We start from the raw sequence: 16,434 nt of genomic DNA, 5'->3' as shown, positions 1-16,434 counted from the left end.
CGGATGACCGGAGCGCTGCCGCAACCAACGCCTCAGCTTCAAGATCGCTGGACACGTACGAACTCTAGGTACTAGGGATTTCCCCGGTGTATCGACCGAGCGGTGATCAACAGACTTTGAGCTGTCAAACATGTCGACCGAAAGCCGGAGTGATGACTGTCGACAGTGCACTGCCTTTGCCGTACGCCATCACGGGCCTCGCCACCCTCATCGGGCGGGTCCTCACCATCAACGAGTGGGCGGACGCCGCCAAGATCCCGGCCCGCACGGGCGGGCTGATGAGCGGCGAACTCGTCGAACGGGTGCTCGGCATTCAGGGCAAGAGCTGGGATCCGTGGACATTCGCCGACCTGGGCCGGATCGCCGAGGTCGGGCGGGAGGCGCTGCTCTCCGCCGACCTGGAACCACGGGACATCGACACGATGATCCTGGTGACCTGCTCGCCGTACGAAATCATGCTGGACCAGGACGCCTTCCGGATGGCCCGGGAATTGCAGCTGCCGGACCACGTCGTGCCGATCCAGATCGGCGCGGGTTGCGCCGGGCTGGCCCGCGCGGCCGCACTGGCCGCCCGGATGAACTCGCGGCACACCCTGATCGTCACCTACAACGCGCCGTCCCGGATCACCGGCGATCTGGACGGCGGCGTCAACCCGATCTACCTGCACAACACCACGCATCCGCTCGGCAAGAGCCTGTGGGCGTCGGCCGGGATCTTCTCGGACGGCGCGGCGGCGATGGTGCTGAGCCGGAACGACGAAGAAGCCGGCCTGGTGCTGTACTCGCGGGACTCGCAGGCCTTCGGCGACGAGCCCGGCTTCACCGACCCGCTGATCCACCATTTCGGTGGCGGTTCGCGGCATCCCTACGGCACCCCGGAAGCGGCCGAACTGGCCTGCTACGGCATGAACGGTCCGGCCGTGAAGCGCTACTACACGCAGGGCATGATGCTCAATCACGCGGCGCTCAACAACGCTTTGCCCGGCTACGTCGACCGCGTGAAGAGGATCTACACGCACCAGGCGAGTCCGGCACTGGTCGAGTCGTTCGCGCGGCTCGCCGAGCTGCCGCCGGACAAGGCCCCGACCAACGCGCGCCGCTTCGGCAACCTGGTCAGCGCCAGCACCGCCAAGATGCTGCACGACGACCTGTACGCGGGCGACGTCACGACCGGCGACCTGATCTGCGTCTCGGTGGTCGGTTCGGGCCCGGAGCGCGGCGCCTACCTGCTCCCACTGAACACCGCCAAGATCGTCCAGCCGGCTACCGGGGAACGCTGACCCAGCCTCCCGTCTCGGCGGACCGGCCGATCGCGTCCAGCGCCTCGGCGCTGCGAATGGCGTCATCGATGGTGGCACCGTGCGAGGTGCCACCATCGGCGATCGAGCGCAGAAACCGGTACGCCTCGATGACCTTGAGGTCGTCGAAGCTCATCGGAATGCCCGCGCCCGGCTGGAACGCCGCGAAATCGCCGTCGAGGGGGGCGGCGAAAATGGTGTGCACCGGCACGTCCTGGGGGGACGCGCCGGTGCCCACGCCGAGTTCCCCCATTCGCCGGAAATCCCAGAACAAGGCGCCCGCGGTTCCGTGAATCTCGAAGCCGTAGCTGTTCTGCTCGGCAACGGCGACCCGGCTGGCTTCGAGCACCACCCGAGCCCCGGAATCCATCCGCAGCAGAGCCCCGAACCAATCCTCGTTCTCGACCGGCCCCGGTTCGCCACTCCCCCGCTCATGCCCCGAGGTCGCCCCGGAAGGCCGCGGCCGGGTAGGAATGAAAATGGCGGTGTCCGCGACGACCGCGGAAATCTCGCCAAGCAGGTATCGAATCAGATCAACCCCGTGCGACCCGAGATCCCCGAGAACACCGTTGCCGCCGCGCTCGCGCGAGTAACGCCAGGTCAGCGCACCATCAGGGTGAGCGGCATAGTCACTGTGCAGCCGAAATCGAGCATGAGTGACTTTCCCGATGTGTCCACCGAGCAGCAGTTCGCGCGCCCGAGCAACGGCCGGCGCATTGCGATAGTTGAAGCCAACCGCAACCTGCACCGAAGACCCGGCCAAAGCCCGCGCTTCCGAAGCCGACAAACCAACCGGCTTTTCAATCCAGACATGCGTCCCCGCCGCCACGAACGCGGCCCCGACTTCGCGATGCAGAAAATTGGGCACGGTAACGCTGACGGCCTGAACGGCCGGATCATCCAGCAACTCCCGCCAGTCCACCCGAAAAGCGCCGAACCCGAACTGCGCCGCCGCGCCCTCAGCCCGCCCCGGAACATCGTCGGCCACCGCAACCAGCCGAACCCGAGGCGCCCCCGGAAAATGGTGCGGCACCCGCGCATAGGCCTGCGCGTGCACCCGCCCCATCCACCCAAACCCCACCACAGCCACACCAAGCGCACCATCGGTCACGCCCTAATCCTGCCAACACCCACCCCCTTCCGAAACCCAAGGAAACAAAGACCCCGATAAGTACGAGGCAGCAAAAAGCCCCCGCCTACCAGCGCAAGCCAGGCGACCCAACCGGCCGCAGCGCGCCTCTCGCGCAAGGCGTCACCCCCAAACCCGCCGCGATCTCGTCGAGTTACTGCGCGCTCCTAACCGCAGATCCACAAGATCAGGGTCCGTAACGCGAACGGAGAGACGCCGGCGCCGGGCCTCAGCGGGCGACGGCCGGTGCTGGGCGGCGGCGGGATGCTCGGCGGCCGACGGCCCACACCGCGAAGGCGGCCAGGGACAGGGCGGCGGCCAGGACGCAGGCTCCCGTCCAGCCGTAGCGGTGGTGCAGCAGGCCCGTCGCCGCTGACGAGAGGGCGCCGCAGGTGAAGACCGTGGTCATGAAGACTGTGTTGATCCGGGCTCGGGCGTCTTCGCGCAGCGCGTAGATCTCGTGTTGGCTCATCACCTGGTGGGCCTGTACCGCGAAGTCGAGCAGGAAGCCGGCCACCGCCAGCACCACGACCGACCCGTGGCCCACCGCGGCGAGCACGGCCATCGCGCCCACCAGCAGGATCGCGCCGCCGCTGGCGATTACGCCGTACCCTCGGTCGGCCAGCTTGCCGGCCAGCGGCGCGGCGGTCGCGCCGCCCGCCCCGACCAGCGCGAAGATCGCGATCTCGGCTTGGCCGAAGCCGTGTTCGCCGATCAATTCGTAGGCGATGGCGGTCCAGAAAGCGCTGAACGCCCCGAACAGCAGCCCCTGGCAGAGGGCCCGCCGGCGCAGGGTCGGCTCGGTGCGGGCCAGATCGCCGACGGTGCGCAGGAGCTTGCCGTAGCCGGCGGTGTGGGACGGCTCAAGAACCGGGATCATTCGCCGCAGAATGACCGCCAGCACGATCATCAGGGCCGCCGAGACGAAGTAGATCGCTCGCCAGCCGAAGAGGTCGGCCACGAAGCTCGACACCGTGCGGGCCAGCAGGATCCCGAGCAGCAGGCCGCCCATCACCTTTCCGACCAGGGCGCCGCGCTGCTCCGGCGGGGCCAGGTGCGCCGCCAGCGGCACGAGGATCTGCGCGACGACCGAGGTCACCCCGACAAAGACCGAAACGACCAGGAACAGGGGGTACGCCGGGGAGACCGCGGCCAGGAGCAGGGCGGTCGCCGTCCCGACGAGCAGGCGGGTGGTCAGCTTGCGGTTCTCGACCAGGTCGCCGAGGGGCAGCAGGAAGAGCAGGCCCAGCGCGTACCCGATCTGGGTGAGGGTGACCACGATCGTCGCCGCGCCCTGGCTCACGCCGAAGGCGTCGGCGATCAGGTCGAGCAGGGGCTGCGAGTAGTACAGGTTGGCCACGGTCAGGCCGCAGGCCAGGGCCAGTACGAAGATCAGGGAGCGGCGCACTCACGCCAGTCAACCCGGTCGTGGGGCGTCCCGGGCCGATCAGTGAGCCAACTCTCCCGGCCGGTGGGTGCTGACGAAACGGGCGATGTACGCGTCGAGGCTGTTCTGCGGGCGCCAGCCGAGCTCGCCGGCCCGGGTGGTGTCGGCCTGGCCGCGCACCCGCTCGCCGCGCAGCGCCGGCACCATCTCGCAGGGCACGCCGAAGAGTTTCGCGACCTCGATGAGCGGCCACTCGCGGCCCATGCCGAGCAGGTAGCCGTCGCCGCTGCCCTTCTGGGCGACCAGCACGATGCCCCGGACGATGTCGTCGACGTGCGTGAAGTCGCGGGTCTGGGTGCCGGGCGACACCACCGGCAGCGGCTCGCCGCGCAGGTAATGGTCTTCGAAGATGCCGATCACCGTGGCGTAGCGGCCGGCCGTGATCTGGCCAGGGCCGTACACGTTGTAGAAGTAGGTGATCGCGTAGTCGAGGCCGTACCAGGACGAATAGTTCCGGATGTACTCGATGTTCTTGGCTTTGGTCCAGGCGTACGGGTTGAGGTTTTCGTCCTGCCCGTCGTTGCCGAATTTCGAGCTGGAGCCCGCGTAGATCAGCTTCGACCCGTTGGCCGAGGCGAACTTGACCACCTCTTTGGTGCCGAGCAGGTTGAATTCCCAGGTCAGGTCGTGGTCGTCGAAGGACTGCACGATCCGCGAGTATTCGCCGAGGTGGAAGACGATCTCGGGGCTGGGCAGGCCGCGGTCGGCCCAGGTCTTGGCGAGGTCGACGGTCGAGCCGTCGATATAGGTCACCCGGGGGTCGTTGACGTGGTTTTCCGGGACACCGGTGAAGTAGTTGTCGAGCGACACGATCGCGGCGGACGGATAGTCGGTGAGCAGGGCCCGGATGAGGTTGGTCCCGACAAATCCGGCACCGCCGGTCACCAGCAGTGTTTGGCTCACAAACGTCCTCCGAGTCCCGAGTTCAGCGGCCCAGGCTACCAACACACGACAGCCCCGCCCGAATTCAACGAGCGGGGCTGCCGTAGCGGATCTACCAGGTGGAAGGCGCGGGCGGGGCGACCACCGGCGGACGGTCGTTGCAGGTGATCGTGTTCGGCAGCATCCACGGCGCGAGCCAGCCGCCGTCGTTGCCGCCCAGGTCGGTGACCTTGAACTCGGAGCCGGCCGGGGTGAAATTGAACGATCCGCAGTTGTTGACGCCGACCGCGCCGACGTTGCGGGCGTCGACGTTCTCGAAGGTGGCGGACCCGGCGACGCGGGCGCTGAGCACGCTCGTACCCGTACCGTCGATCTTGATGTTCCTGAAGTGGGTGTTGGTGATCGAGTAGAGGTCCTTGACCGGCCAGTCGGCGACCATCATGACCGCGTTGTACGTGTTGTCGAGGAAGCTGTCGCCGACGACCTGGATGTCCGCGTCGATGTTCCTCTCCAGCGCGTAGAGCCAGATCGCGCCGAGCCCGATGTTCCAGTTCAGCTCGTAGGTGCCCGCCCGGACGGTGGTGTTGTCGGTGAACCACAGGTGCCCGGCGAACGGCTGGGCGCCGAAGCGGGAGCCGGCGTGCAGCGCGCTGCCCTCCCGGATCGGGTCGGCGATCAGGTTGCCGGAGACCGTGATGTCGGTGCCGCCGTAGATCGCGATGCCGTTGGCCAGCACCGGCGTCTGCACGGTGTTGTGGTCGAACGTGTTGTTCGCGTTGGTGGTGCCCTCGGCCCACATGGCCAGCGCGTCGTCGCCGGTGTTGCGCAGGAAGTTGTTGCGGGCGACCGACCCGGTGACCCCGGTGTGGAAGTTGAGGCCGTCGGCGATCTGGTCGACGATCACGTTGTTGGTGACCTTGACGTTCGACATCGGACCGTCGAACCACAGGCCCACCTTGGTGTGGTGGATGTAGAGGCCGTCGATGGTCGAGTCGCTCATCGCGCCGCCGATGCCGTTGACCTGGTCGGTGTCGATGCGTTCGCGGACGTCACCCTCGATGGCGAAGCCGGCGAGGTGGACATTTCTCGAGCCACCGTCGGCAACGTACTTCCCGTAGAAGCCGACGCCCGAATGGACCGAATTGTCGGGAGCGGGAACTGGCAGGGCAATGGAACGCCCCTTGATGATCGTGTACCAGTTTCCGGCACCCTCGATCGTCACGTCGTCGACGACGATGTGCCGGTTGACCTGGAAGACACCCGGCGGCACGTACACCTTCAGATGCGCCTTGCGCGCGAAGGCGATGGCCTTGTCGAAGGCCGGCGCCGAGTCGCGGCGCCCGGTCGGGTCGGCCCCGAACAGCAGCACGTTCGCGGCCAGCAGGTTGACCTTCGGGGCGCCGACCAGCTCGGAGTCGAGCAGGTCGATCACGGTCCAGGCGGCACCGGCCGAGGCGGTCAGCCGGACCTTCTCCCCCGCCCGGTAGGTGGTGCCGAGCAGGAGCCGCTGCTCGTCGTAGAAGTGGCTGGGCCGGAACGGCTTGCTGATCGGCGGCGCGTCCGGGGTCGCGGCCGGCACGCAGGCACACTCGGTGATCCACCAGTCCGGGTGCAGCAGGTCCGCGGTCGGGTCGTTGCTGAACGGATACTGGTTGTAGAGCCACGAGTACTGCGAGGTCAGCGACAGGCTTCGGGTGGTGTTGCGGACCTTCACGGCCAGCGGCGCGGTGATCCCGCCACCGTTCGCCGCGTCCGGAATGCTGTATCGCACGGTGATCGCGTTGGCCGCCTTGGGCAGCGTGAACTCGACCCACTGACCCGGGGTGAGCTTGACCGCGGTGCGGCCGGAGGCCTCGGCCGGCAGCGTGTAGGCGGTGCGGTCGGGGCCGATGACCGTGCCGTTGGTGGCGGCGTTCTCGGCTTCCTGCTCCTGGAACGCGACGTTCGCGCCGCGCCCGGCGACGAGCGCCGGGTCGATGGCCGCGCGGGTGACTTTCGCTTGCGCTTTTTCCGAGGCGTACGCGGTGCCGGTCGCGCCGACCGCAATGGCGAGGCCGGCCGCCACTGCGGCGGCCAACCGAGATCTCTCCAGAAACATGGACGGAGCTCTTTCTCGAGGGGAGCGACTCTCCAAGCGGGACGGACGCCGGGAGGTGCAGTGACCATAGAATCGCTGTGACGCAGTCCACAAGGTTCGGTCGTATATTTTCGGGAGATTGTTCGGTGGTTACATGAGGCCATCGTTTTCTTGCGGTCTGGCTGCCGCGATCCTGGTGCTTTCCCTCAGCGCTTGCAGCAACCACCCGCTTCGGTGGGAACCGGTCGATCTACCCGGATCCGGCGGCGCCGACCTGCGGGACGCGGCCGACTGCGGCGACCGGTGGTGGGTGGTCGGCGGCCTGCGCGCGGCCGACGGCAGCACCCGGCCGGCCGCCTGGACCGGCACCGACGCCGGCTGGCAGCCGGTCACGTTCGCACCGCTGCCGACGAGCTACTACGGCCCGCAGCAGGTGATCACCAGCGTGGCCTGTGCGGACGGGCGGGTCGCGATGGTCGGCGCGGTGCCCGGCGGCGCACACGGCAACCCCCGGGTCAGCACCTGGCGGCTCGACGGCGACCGGATGGTGGAAAACGCGGCGCCGTTCGAGACGTACGGCGGGGACACCGCGGTCGACGTGGGCCCGATCGCCGCCGGACCGGCCGGTTTCGCCATCGCCGGCAACCGGACCAGCGGCGCCGCGGCCTGGCTGTCCCCGGACGGGCGCACCTTCACCCTGCACGAGAACGACCCCGGGCTGGCCGGCGACACCGTGGCCCGGGACGCGATCACCCTGCCGGACGGCCGGTGGGCGGTGTTCGGCAGCGCGGATGGGCAGGCCGCCGCCTGGGTGGGCGGAGCGGGCTGGGCTCGGGAGTACCCACCGACCGAGGAGGGCGTCACCGAGATCCAGCGGGTGGTCCGGCAGGGCGACGAGGTGGTCGCGGCCGGCATCCACGACACCGAGTTCCAGCTGTGGCACCGGCGGGGCGGCACCTGGACGGCCGGCGAGACGTTCGGCGGCGACCCGGCCGGCGTCCGGTCCCTGACCATCGCGGGCGGGCGGCCGGTGCTGGTCGGCGGCGGCCTGTGGATCGACGGGAAGAGCGCCGACGCGCCCGCCACGCCGGTCGCGGTGGCCGGCCGCGGCGACGCTCTGCTGCTGGTAGCGGCCGACCGGATCTGGCAGACAACACTCTGACCTTTACGTTTTCGTCAGATCTTCCGGTTGCCAACCGATAGCAAGCGGTGTGAAACCCTCGGCGAGCTCGGACGGCACCCAGCTGGTGCACGTGGGACGGCAGCCGATCTTCGACGTCCACGGCGACGTGGTCGCCTACGAGCTGCTGTTCCGCGGCAGCATGGACGCCGTTGCGGCCGGCCGGCAGGACACCTACGCCACCAGCACGGTGATGGTGAATGCGTTCACCGAGTTCGGCATCCGCGAGGTCGCCGGCGATCGGCTCTGCTTCATCAACCTGACCAGGGAGTTCCTGGTCGGCAACATCGCGCTGCCGTTCGGTCCGGAGCAGGTCGTGCTCGAGGTGCTGGAGACCGTCCAGATGGACGACGAGGTGGTCGCCGGGATCACCAAGCTGGCCGAGGCCGGCTACCGGATCGCGCTCGACGACTTCGTCTGGGGATCCGGCCACGAGGTGCTGTTCAGCCTGGCCTCCTACGTGAAGCTGGACCTGCTCGACGGCGACCTGTCCCGCCTCGACGAGGTGGTCGCCGCCTGCCGCGAGTACCCCAACATCCAGATCGTGGCCGAGCGCCTGGAGACCGACGCGCAGCTGGCCATCGCCGACAAGTACGGCATGGAACTGCGCCAGGGCTACGCGCTCAGCCACCCCCAGGTGCTCACCGTCGCCAGCCTGTCCCCGTCCCATCTGCGCCGCCTCGAACTGGTCGGCGCCCTCAGCGACAACGAGCCGGACCTGCACAAGATCGTCAACATCATCGCCAGCGACCCGCCGCTGTCCCTGCGCGTGCTGCGGGCCAGCAACTCGGTCGCGGCCGGGCACGCCAACCGGGTCTCCTCGGTGCGCCAGGCCGTGGTCATGGTCGGCCTGCCGCACATCCGGCAGTGGGCGCTGCTGATGGCGCTGGACGACGCGGCCACCACCACCGAGGAGCACATGCTGGCCGTGCTCACCCGGGCCCGGCTCTGCGAGAACATCGCCACCTGGTTCGGCGCCTCGTCCGACGGCGCGTTCATGGCCGGCGTGATCAGCGGCGTGGCCCACCTCCTGGACATCGGCCCGGACCAGATGGCCGAACAGTTCCCGTTGGCGCCCGCGATCGTGGCAGCGCTGACCGAGGGCACCGGGCGTCTCGGCCGGGTGCTGCGCGCGGTGGACGCGTACGAGAAGGGCGAGTTCGGCACGTTCGACCTGGCCGGCCAGTACATGGACGCGGTCCGCTGGTCGACCCGGGCACTGGCCCAGTCGAACCGGCTGGCCGCCGCCTAGAGTTCGGCCGCGCGGGCCAGCAGGGCGCGGCGCTCCACCTCCGAAGGAGCCGCCGCGGCCGCCGCGCGGAACAGGGCGGCGGCCCGGTCCCGGTCACCGGCCTTGGCGGTGAGATCGGCCTCGATCGCGACCGCCGGGTAGCCGTCGAAGCCGGCGAGCAGCGCCAGCCCGGCCTGCGGACCGTACGCGTAACCGTGCGCCACCGCCCGGTTCAGCTCGACCATCGGCGTGGGCTGGATCCGGACCAGTTGGTCGTACCAGCCGGCGATCGACACCCAGTCGCTGCCGGCCGCGGTGTGCCCGGCCGCGATGTGGGCCTGCACGGCGTACGGGCCGGTGACCGCCGCGCCGGACAGGATCGCCCGGCCCTCGGCGATCGCCGCGTGATCCCAGCGGGACCGGTCCTGCCGATCCAGCGGCACCAGATCACCGAGCGCGTCCCGGCGCGCGTGCCGCCGCGAGTGCTGCAACAGGAACAACGCCAGCAGCGCGGACACCTCCGGCTCGGCCGGCATCAACGTGGTCAGCAGCCGGGCGAGCCGGATCGCCTCGTCCGCGAAAGCGGGTTCGCCGTCCGCGTCGTACCCCCGGGTGAAGAGCAGGTAGAGGACGGCCAGCACCCCGGGCAGGCGCTCGACGAGCGCCTGCCCTTCGGGCACCCGATAGGGGATGCGGGCCTCGGTGATCTTCGACTTGGCCCGGGTGATGCGCCGGGTCATCGCCGACTCGCCGACCAGGAAGACCCGGGCGATGTCCGCGGTCGGCACGCCCGCGACGGTCCGCAGGGTCAGCGCGACCCGGGCATCGAGGGCGAGCGCGGGATGGCAGCAGGTGAAGATCAACCGCAGCCGGTCGTCCTCGATCTCGTGCTGCTCCCCGGGATGGAAGAGCATCGCGACCTCCCGAAGCTTGGTCTGTTCGACGGAGGAGCGGCGGAGCACGTCGATGGCCCGGTTCCGGGCGACCGTCATCAGCCAGCCGCCCGGATTGTCCGGAGTACCGTCGCGTGGCCACCGCTCCAGCGCGGCCGCCATCGCCTCCTGGGCGCAGTCCTCGGCCAGGTTCCAGTCCCCGGTCAGCCGGATCAGGGTGGCGACGATCCGGCCGTAGGAGTCGGGGAGATCCGTCATCCGTGGTACGGGCGCAGTTCGAGCCGGCCGTTGTAGGCCATCGGATGCGCGGCGGCCACCGCGATCGCCTCGTCGAGGTCGGCGCACTCGAGAATGTCGAAGCCCACGATGACCTCCTTCGTCTCGGCGAACGGCCCGTCGCTGAGCAGAACCTCGCCGCCGCGGACCCGGACCGTGGTGGCCGACGACGGGCTGACCAGCTGGTTGCCGGCGACCCGGCGGCCGGACGCGTCGTTGTCGGCGACCCACTGGAAGATGTCCGGGACGATCGACTCGTCGGTCTCCGGCTCGGTGTCGGTGCAGACGAACATCATGTACTTCATCGCTGTCCCACTTCCCTCAGGTTGACTTTCACCAGGGTGACGAACGGCCGGACCGGAACCGGACAGCCGACCACAAAGATTTTTAGAGACTTGCGTTGTACGGGGTGATCACCTGGACGGCGGCCGGCTGGGTGTGGATCGGGCCGGGCAGTACGCCCTGGGATCGCAGGATGGTCAGGCCGGCCTGCCGCACGTCGGCGCGCAGGTCATGGTGCAGCACCGCGGACAGTTTGTGGGCACGCAGCAGCGCGGCGTTGGCGGCATCGAGGCCGTGCGCGACGAACACGTCATAGACGCGGTGCTGCTCGGCGAAGGCGTCGACGACCCCGGCGGTGTCGCCGGCCGGCGCATAGACCGCCCGGATCGCCGAGTTGCCGGCCAGCACCTGATCGACCGCCGCGGCCTCGATCAGCTTCCGGGCGGTCATCGCGGCCCGGAAACCGGCCACCCGCTCGTCCTCACCGTCCGCGCCGGTGCCGCGCACCACCAGCACGTCACCGGCCCGATCGGCGAGCCACTGACCGACCAGATAGGCGGCGGTGGCACCGGCGTCGGCCTGGTCGATGCCGGCGAACGCGACGCGCTTGCTGGCCGGCAGGTCGGTGCCGAGGGTGACCACCGGCACCCCGGCCCGGCCGATCGCCTCGATGATCTCCGGAGTGTCCGGCGCGGTCAGGATCACGCCCTGCGACCGCCCCCGGTTCAGCACCTCCACCGCGTCGGCGACGGGGTGGAAGCGGGGGCGGACAACCACCGGGAGCTCGGTCTCCAGGGCCTGCCGGACGGCGGCGGCCATCGACTCCGGGACGATCACGTCGATCGGGACGGCCGGGGACTGCGGGATCTCCCGGTCGAGGGCGGCGATGGCCTGATGGACCTCGCGGGCCGTGCTCTCCCGTACCCCGCCCCGCTGGTGCAGCACTCGATCCACGGTGGCCTCGCTCAGGCCGGCCCGGGCGGCGATCTCGCGAATCCGGTACGGGTGCTTCACGCCGTACAGGATGAGGTGTTTTTGAGGGTTTATGGAAGGTCTTTGATGCTTACGAGTGCGACTTGGGCCCGAGATCGTCCACGAGAGTGACGATCCGGCGGTACTCCGTCTGGATCGCGGCGAGCACCAGGTGGCGCTGGGTCACCGGCAGGTCGGGGTTGTCCAGCAGCTGGTCGAGGCCCTCGCCGAGGTCGGCGAGGGGCGCGCGCAGGCTCTCGGCGGCCTCCTTGGCGAAGTGCTCGGTCGCCTCCTGGGCCGCGTCGCTGGCGAGTTGCTCGCGGTCGGGGATGTTCATCCGGTCCAGCGCCTCGTTGAGCGCCAGGCCGAGGTCGGCGACCTCGGGCGGACTGGTCACCACCGGCAGTCGCTGGGTGGGGGCGTCGGGCGTGATCGCCTGGGCGCCCTGGGCGAGCTTGACCAGCGGGCGCATCACGAGACCGCCGACGAACCAGGTGCCCACCGCGGCGATGATCGCGGCGAGAACCACAATGAGATCAATCATCCTGACATTTCCGTCATGCTGATCCTCCACGTCCTGGAGGTCGATCAAGACCTGCAGCTGTGTGCCGGTCTTGAGTGTTTCGGCCCATGAGCGCCAATGTGATCCGTCCTCGGCGGTAACGGTGGAATAGCCGTCCTTGACGGTTTCCGAGAACTTCGTCTTCGCGCCGACCAGGGCGCGCTGGCCGGTGCCGTCCAGAAGGCGTACGGCGAAGGTGCCGTCGGTGGGCAGCGAGCCGGACTTCGCCGCGGCCGTGCGCACCTGCGCGACCCGGGTCGTCAGCGCCGCGTCCACGGCGTCGCGATCGCGATGATCGGCGTACAGAACGATCGCCAGACCGGCCAGCGCCACCACGAGGGCGACGACCGCCGTGATGGCGAGCGTCAGTTGTACGCGAATGGTCCTGGGCCGGAAAACCCGAGGTAGCGGCTCTGGCACGTCCCTACCTGCCGTCGAATCACATGGGGGGCGGCTAAGAATCGCAGGCTCGGGTTACCCTGTAAAGGCCCGGTCGAGAGGCGCTGCAACGGACCCAAGCTCATCTGTGGGGTCCGCCACGCTCGGCCGCCGGCTTGCTGACGCAAGGGCGCCTCCTGAGAGGGAGGAGCCCTCTTCATGTCCGAAAAACTGCAGGTTGTGAATGGCCTGGAGTTCGCCGTGGCCGACCTCACGCTGGCTGAGGCCGGTCGCCACCAGCTCCGCCTGGCGGAGTATGAAATGCCCGGCCTCATGTCGATCCGCGAGGAGTTCCGCGAGTCGCAGCCGCTGAAGGGCGCCCGCATCGCCGGCTCGCTGCACATGACCGTGCAGACCGCCGTGCTGATCGAGACCCTGGTCGCCCTCGGCGCGCAGGTGCGCTGGGTGTCCTGCAACATCTTCTCGACCCAGGACGAGGCGGCCGCCGCCGTCGTCGTCGGCTCCGGCAGCGTCGAGAAGCCGGCCGGTGTCCCGGTCTTCGCCTGGAAGGGCGAGACGCTGGACGAGTACTGGTGGGCCACCATGCGCCTGTTCGAGTTCGGCGACGGCCTCGGCCCCAACATGATCCTGGACGACGGCGGCGACGCCACCCTGCTGGTGCACAAGGGCGTCGAGTTCGAGGCGGCCGGCGCCGTCCCGCAGCCCGGCGAGGGCGACAGCCACGAATACACGATCATCCTCGAGACGCTGCGCAAGTCGCTCGGCGACGACCCGCAGCGGTTCACCAAGATCGCCGCCGAGATCCGCGGCGTCACCGAGGAGACCACCACCGGCGTGGCCCGGCTCTACAAGCTGGCCAAGGAGGGCACCCTGCTCTTCCCGGCCATCAACGTGAACGACTCGGTCACCAAGAGCAAGTTCGACAACAAGTACGGCATCCGGCACTCGCTGGTCGACGGCCTCAACCGGGCGACCGACGTGATGCTGGGCGGCAAGCTGGCGCTCGTCTGCGGTTACGGCGACGTCGGCAAGGGCGCGGCCGAGACGCTGCGCGGCCAGGGCGCCCGCGTCGTGGTCACCGAGATCGACCCGATCTGCGCGCTGCAGGCCGCGATGGACGGCATGCAGGTCGCCCGGATCGAGGACGTGCTCGGCGAGGTCGACATCTTCGTCACCACCACCGGCGGCACCGACATCATCACCGCCGAGCACCTGGCCGGGATGAAGCACAACGCGATCGTCGGCAACGTCGGGCACTTCGACGACGAGATCGACATGGCCGGCCTGGCCAAGGTGCCGGGCGTCAAGAAGATCGAGATCAAGCCGCAGGTGCACGAGTGGGCCTTCCCCGACGGCCACTCGGTCATCGTGCTGTCCGAGGGTCGCCTGATGAACCTCGGCAACGCGACCGGTCACCCGTCGTTCGTCATGTCGAACTCGTTCTCCAACCAGGTCATCGCGCAGATCGAGCTGTGGACCAAGCCCGGTGAGTACGAGAAGCAGGTCTACGTGCTGCCGAAGCACCTCGACGAGAAGGTGGCCCGGCTGCACCTGGACGCCCTCGGCGTCAAGCTGACCACGCTGAGCAAGAAGCAGGCGGAATACCTGGGCGTCGACGTCGACGGCCCGTACAAGCCGGAGCACTACCGCTACTGATCGGCTTTTTGTGACGGGCTGCGCTGCCTGGCGCGGCCCGTCATAGAAAGATGGAGCGGGTGCACCATCTCGAGGCAATCCTGCTCTATGTCCTGATAACCGTGGCCGTCATCGTGGCGACCCGGTGGGTTTCCCGCCGGACCGGGCTTCCCTCGGCCGCGTTGCTGACCATCATCGGCATCGTCTACGCGTTCCTGCCCGGGGAGAACATTCCGCTCAACCCGGAACTGATCCTCACCCTGGTGATCCCGCCGCTGCTCTACAACGCGGCGCTGGACTCCTCACTGCTCGACATCCGGCACAACCTGCGCATCGTCATCAGCCTCTCGGTGCTGCTGGTGCTGGCCACCGCGATGCTCGTCGGCGTCGGTTTCCACCTCTGGGTGGCCGGGGCGACGCTGGCCGCCGGGGTGGCGCTGGGCGCCGCGATCGCCCCACCCGACCCGGTGGCCGCGCTCGCCGTCGGGCGCCGGGCCGGCCTGCCCGGCAACATGATCACCCTGATCCAGGGCGAAGGCCTGCTCAACGACGCGACCGCGCTGACCATCCTGGCCGTCGCCGTCGATTCCGTGGACGGCAACGGATTCTCGTTCCCGACCGCGGTCGGCCGGTTCGTGATGTCGGCGGCCGGCGGCGTCGTGGCCGGCGTGGTCATCGCCTACCTGGTGCGACTGCTGCGGACCCTGCGCGAGGACCCGATCAGTGCCAACACGATCTCGCTGGCCACCCCGTTCGCGGCCTACCTGCTCGCCGAGAGTGTCCATGTCTCCGGCGTGCTGGCCGTGGTGGTGGCCGGCCTGATCATCGGGCACAACGCGCCCCGCCACTCCACCGGCGCCAGCCGGCTGCAGACCAGCGCGGTGTGGCGGCTCGTCGACTTCGTCCTCGAAGGTTTCGTCTTCCTGCTCATCGGTCAGCAGCTGCCCGAGGTCGTGGACCACCTGCACGAGTACGAGACCAGCACCATCGTCATCGCGGTGGCCATCTCGGTCGGCGCCGTCCTGCTCCTGCGCCCGCTCTGGCTGGTGGTCACCCAACTGCTGCCCAGCCGGATGCATGCCCGGCTGGGCGGCTCGTCGGAGGGGCGGGAGGACAAGGCGCTCGACAAGCGCGAGGTGGTGGCGCTCAGCTGGGCCGGCACCCGCGGCGTCATCTCCCTCGCGGCGATCTTCACGTTGCACGAGAACGTGCCGGACCGCGACCTGATGCAGTTCTGCGCCTTCGTGGTCGTGCTGGTCACGCTGCTCGGTCAGGGGCTCACTTTCGCGCCGCTGGTGCGCTGGCTCGGGCTGCGGGCCAACAAGGCCGACCTGGCCCGGGAGCGCAACGAGGCCCGGTCGGCGGCGGTGCAGGCCGCGATCGACCGGCTCGACGAGATCAAGCAGGAGGAGCACGACCACATCGAGGACAAGGCCATCGAGAGCATGCGCAAGCAGCTGACGATCCGGCTCGAGCGGTACCGCCGGCGGCTCGACCTGATCGAGCGGTCCGAATCGGACGAGGTGCCGGTGTCCCCCCAGTACGAAGCGGCACTCGCGGTGCGCCGCGAGGTGATCGACGCACAGCGCGAGGAGCTGCTGCGATGGCGGGACGCCGGCAACCTCACCGACGAGGGCCTGCGCGTGCTCGAGCGCGAACTCGACCACGAGGAACGGCTGGCCGAACGCTCCTGAGCGTCTCCAAAGATCTTTCGGGTCGGGGTCCCGCCAATGTCCAAAAGGAACGGGACCCCGGCCAGGCTTCCTCGAGACGGAGGCCGGCTGCTTTCGCGCGGAAGATCAAACCTTTGCCGTACGCGCCGAAGCACTCCCATGGCACGCGGTCCCGGCCGGTGCAACCCACCCTCCGCGCGCCCGCTGCGGGCGGGCCCGGCCCAAGCTCGCAACCCACCCCGACAGCCCGGCCAGATGCAACCTAGTGGACTTAGCGTGCGGACAGAGCAGCAACGCCACAAGATCTGCGATGCCGGCCCCACGACGTGGCTTCGACCCGCCACCGACCGGCCGAATAGGCATAAAACGCCCTCTGGCAGCGCAGAGCGCCGTATGGGGCAGCCCCCGCGAGGCGTTGCCGCGCGGGGGCTGCGTGCGTGTTTCCGTTGCGCGAGAGTCGCGGCACGTGCTGGTGTCGCACGCTGCTTGCGGGGTGGC

General features: G+C 69.1%; 13 protein-coding genes. 5 read left to right on the top strand and 8 right to left on the bottom strand.

Annotated elements, in window-relative coordinates; all coding sequences use genetic code 11:
- Nucleotides 1-152 precede the first annotated feature (152 nt).
- A complete protein-coding gene (locus Ato02nite_RS39115) occupies nucleotides 153-1,280 on the top strand; it encodes a 3-oxoacyl-[acyl-carrier-protein] synthase III C-terminal domain-containing protein (protein WP_213011747.1) in 1,128 nt (375 codons plus the stop codon).
- Here the strand turns inward: Ato02nite_RS39115 and Ato02nite_RS39110 are convergent.
- The 4 genes from Ato02nite_RS39110 to Ato02nite_RS39095 all read right to left on the bottom strand — a co-directional run bounded on the left by Ato02nite_RS39110 (nucleotide 1,264) and on the right by Ato02nite_RS39095 (nucleotide 6,854).
- Entirely contained in the window at nucleotides 1,264-2,409 is a 1,146-nt protein-coding gene (locus Ato02nite_RS39110) for a Gfo/Idh/MocA family protein (protein WP_213011746.1), read from the bottom strand. The genes Ato02nite_RS39115 and Ato02nite_RS39110 overlap by 17 nt on opposite strands.
- A 247-nt stretch (nucleotides 2,410-2,656) precedes the next feature.
- Complete coding sequence (locus Ato02nite_RS39105) at nucleotides 2,657-3,835, bottom strand: MFS transporter (RefSeq protein ID WP_246607956.1); 1,179 nt, start codon at nucleotides 3,833-3,835, stop codon at nucleotides 2,657-2,659.
- 39 nt (nucleotides 3,836-3,874) lie between these two features.
- Nucleotides 3,875-4,777, bottom strand: a complete 903-nt coding sequence (locus Ato02nite_RS39100; RefSeq protein ID WP_246607955.1) for an NAD-dependent epimerase/dehydratase family protein — start codon at nucleotides 4,775-4,777, stop codon at nucleotides 3,875-3,877.
- A 91-nt stretch (nucleotides 4,778-4,868) separates the two neighbouring features.
- On the bottom strand, nucleotides 4,869-6,854 hold the full coding sequence (locus tag Ato02nite_RS39095) for a glycosyl hydrolase family 28-related protein (protein ID WP_213011745.1): 1,986 nt from the start codon (nucleotides 6,852-6,854) through the stop codon (nucleotides 4,869-4,871).
- A 133-nt stretch (nucleotides 6,855-6,987) separates the two neighbouring features.
- Here Ato02nite_RS39095 and Ato02nite_RS39090 point away from each other — a divergent pair, with 133 nt between their 5' ends.
- Nucleotides 6,988-7,995 (top strand): hypothetical protein, encoded by a 1,008-nt coding sequence (locus Ato02nite_RS39090; RefSeq protein WP_213011744.1) that lies wholly within the window; start codon nucleotides 6,988-6,990, stop codon nucleotides 7,993-7,995.
- A gap of 49 nt (nucleotides 7,996-8,044) precedes the next feature.
- Nucleotides 8,045-9,265, top strand: coding sequence for an EAL and HDOD domain-containing protein (locus tag Ato02nite_RS39085; protein ID WP_246607954.1), 1,221 nt, complete (start codon nucleotides 8,045-8,047; stop codon nucleotides 9,263-9,265).
- On the opposite strand, the gene Ato02nite_RS39080 is transcribed toward Ato02nite_RS39085, so the two are convergent.
- From Ato02nite_RS39080 to Ato02nite_RS39065, 4 genes are all read right to left on the bottom strand, one after another.
- Nucleotides 9,262-10,395 (bottom strand): RNA polymerase sigma factor, encoded by a 1,134-nt coding sequence (locus Ato02nite_RS39080; RefSeq protein ID WP_213011743.1) that lies wholly within the window; start codon nucleotides 10,393-10,395, stop codon nucleotides 9,262-9,264. The genes Ato02nite_RS39085 and Ato02nite_RS39080 overlap by 4 nt on opposite strands.
- Nucleotides 10,392-10,718: a YciI family protein gene (locus Ato02nite_RS39075; RefSeq protein WP_213011742.1), complete on the bottom strand. Its 327-nt coding sequence runs from the start codon at nucleotides 10,716-10,718 to the stop codon at nucleotides 10,392-10,394. The genes Ato02nite_RS39080 and Ato02nite_RS39075 overlap by 4 nt, the downstream gene beginning before the upstream one ends.
- 82 nt (nucleotides 10,719-10,800) lie before the next feature.
- Entirely contained in the window at nucleotides 10,801-11,709 is a 909-nt protein-coding gene (locus tag Ato02nite_RS39070; RefSeq protein WP_213011741.1) for a LacI family DNA-binding transcriptional regulator, read from the bottom strand.
- Between the two features lie 49 nt (nucleotides 11,710-11,758).
- Nucleotides 11,759-12,649 (bottom strand): HAMP domain-containing protein, encoded by an 891-nt coding sequence (locus Ato02nite_RS39065; protein WP_213011740.1) that lies wholly within the window; start codon nucleotides 12,647-12,649, stop codon nucleotides 11,759-11,761.
- Between the two features lie 177 nt (nucleotides 12,650-12,826).
- Between Ato02nite_RS39065 and ahcY the strand changes: the two genes are divergently transcribed.
- Together ahcY and Ato02nite_RS39055 are read left to right on the top strand one after the other, a co-directional pair.
- Nucleotides 12,827-14,284, top strand: coding sequence for an adenosylhomocysteinase (gene ahcY / locus Ato02nite_RS39060; protein ID WP_213011739.1), 1,458 nt, complete (start codon nucleotides 12,827-12,829; stop codon nucleotides 14,282-14,284).
- 50 nt (nucleotides 14,285-14,334) lie between these two features.
- Complete coding sequence (locus Ato02nite_RS39055) at nucleotides 14,335-15,957, top strand: Na+/H+ antiporter (RefSeq protein WP_213011738.1); 1,623 nt, start codon at nucleotides 14,335-14,337, stop codon at nucleotides 15,955-15,957.
- Nucleotides 15,958-16,434 lie beyond the last annotated feature (477 nt).

Origin of the sequence: Paractinoplanes toevensis, assembly GCF_018332695.1 — a bacterium.
In the GTDB taxonomy this organism is placed as follows: Bacteria; Actinomycetota; Actinomycetes; order Mycobacteriales; family Micromonosporaceae; genus Actinoplanes; species Actinoplanes toevensis.
Note: the sequence above shows the minus strand (reverse complement) of the source record. Positions and strands in the feature narration are given on the sequence as shown.

Bases quoted from the DNA above. Each gene is read 5' to 3' on its own strand.
- Ato02nite_RS39095 (WP_213011745.1), bottom strand. From the start codon at position 6,854: ATGTTTCTGGAGAGATCTCGGTTGGCCGCCGCAGTGGCGGCCGGCCTC.
- ahcY (WP_213011739.1), top strand. From the start codon at position 12,827: ATGTCCGAAAAACTGCAGGTTGTGAATGGCCTGGAGTTCGCCGTGGCC.
- Ato02nite_RS39115 (WP_213011747.1), top strand. From the start codon at position 153: ATGACTGTCGACAGTGCACTGCCTTTGCCGTACGCCATCACGGGCCTC.
- Ato02nite_RS39080 (WP_213011743.1), bottom strand. From the start codon at position 10,395: ATGACGGATCTCCCCGACTCCTACGGCCGGATCGTCGCCACCCTGATC.
- Ato02nite_RS39090 (WP_213011744.1), top strand. From the start codon at position 6,988: ATGAGGCCATCGTTTTCTTGCGGTCTGGCTGCCGCGATCCTGGTGCTT.
- Ato02nite_RS39075 (WP_213011742.1), bottom strand. From the start codon at position 10,718: ATGAAGTACATGATGTTCGTCTGCACCGACACCGAGCCGGAGACCGAC.
- Ato02nite_RS39055 (WP_213011738.1), top strand. From the start codon at position 14,335: ATGGAGCGGGTGCACCATCTCGAGGCAATCCTGCTCTATGTCCTGATA.